Source organism: Priestia sp. P5_B4 (genome assembly GCF_056400385.1).
Map to the genome: position 1 here is coordinate 1 of NZ_JBFULJ010001016.1, position 1,257 is coordinate 1,257.

Genomic DNA, 1,257 nt, shown 5'->3' on the forward strand with positions numbered 1-1,257 from the left:
GAAAAGAAGATCTATTAATATGGTGGTAATGGCAGATGTAATTATAATAATATCTTCTTTATGAACCGGCTGTATAATTTTACAGGTTAAATTCTTTGTCAACCGTGGATAATGGAAAAGGAAAGCTTTATAAGCCGAAACTTATCCAATACATGTTGAACATAAAAATTGAATATGAATTTCACTACAGAGTGAAGCGAAAGTAAAGGAGAACGCTGTTATGATTCAAACATCTAAGACCGTTGCCGCTCGTTTTTTTACGGAGCGTTTCTTTGATCAGGCTGCTCAAACAGCCTACTATTTTTTGTTATCTTTTGTACCGTTTATTATCTTTCTTTTTTCTCTGCTGAGTTTCTTTCCAATTGATACAAACAATTTGCTGGTATTTATTGAACCATTTACGCCTAAAAGCGCCTATGACGTAATTGAACGGTCAATTGAAACAGTTAACAATAGCGGGAAAAAGGTTTTATCTTTTAGTTTATTGGCGACTTTTTGGCTCGCATCTATGGCTATACAATCTTTGGTTCGCTCGTTAAATGACGCGTATCATATTCAAAGAAAACAAACGTTTTTGCGCGGTTTAATCAATGATTTAATTTTAACTTTTGGTTTTATGGTTGTGGTAGCTATTTCATTATTTGTCCCAATTATTGAAGAGGTCATTCGACATCTGGTACTAACAAAAGTCCATGTTCCTGACATATGGTTTCAAAGCTGGACGACAATTAGATGGGGAATTGGGACATTATTTTTATTAGGCTTTTTTATTCTTTTTTACAAACTGATGCCAAGCGCAAGAGTAACGTGGAAAGATGTACTTCCAGGAGCTGTTTTCTCCACGCTAGGATGGCAAGTTGTATCTACCGGATTTGGATATTATGTCCAGTTTGGAAGCTACTCGCAAATCTATGGTCAGCTTGGAAGTATTATTATTTTAATGGTCTGGTTTTATTTAACGGCCGCTATTTTATTAATTGGCGGTTTAATAAATGGTAATAAGTTCATCAAAGCTCACAAGACAACGTATAGAGACGCGGAAAATGACTAGGGAAACCTAGTCGTTTTTTTTATATTCAGTTTTACAGTTAGAAAGTTTATCAAAAAAATATTGCGGGTAACTATTGAATATCTCGTTGCCTTCCCTTTATACACAACAAAAAAGCAGTAGGAGTTCACGTTGAGATGAGGTGGAAAATTGAATAATTTTAATCGGTTTTTAATCGCAATTATTGGAATTGCAGGACTGATTTGTTC

1 protein-coding gene is annotated in these 1,257 nt (G+C 34.7%); it reads left to right on the plus strand.

Annotation, left to right across the window (positions count from 1 at the left end):
- Positions 1-220: 220 nt before the first annotated feature.
- Positions 221-1,051 (plus strand): YihY/virulence factor BrkB family protein, encoded by an 831-nt coding sequence (locus AC1DRF_RS28390; protein WP_014459853.1) that lies wholly within the window; start codon positions 221-223, stop codon positions 1,049-1,051.
- Positions 1,052-1,257: the final 206 nt, after the last annotated feature.

Bases quoted from the DNA above. Each gene is read 5' to 3' on its own strand.
- AC1DRF_RS28390 (WP_014459853.1), top strand. From the start codon at position 221: ATGATTCAAACATCTAAGACCGTTGCCGCTCGTTTTTTTACGGAGCGT.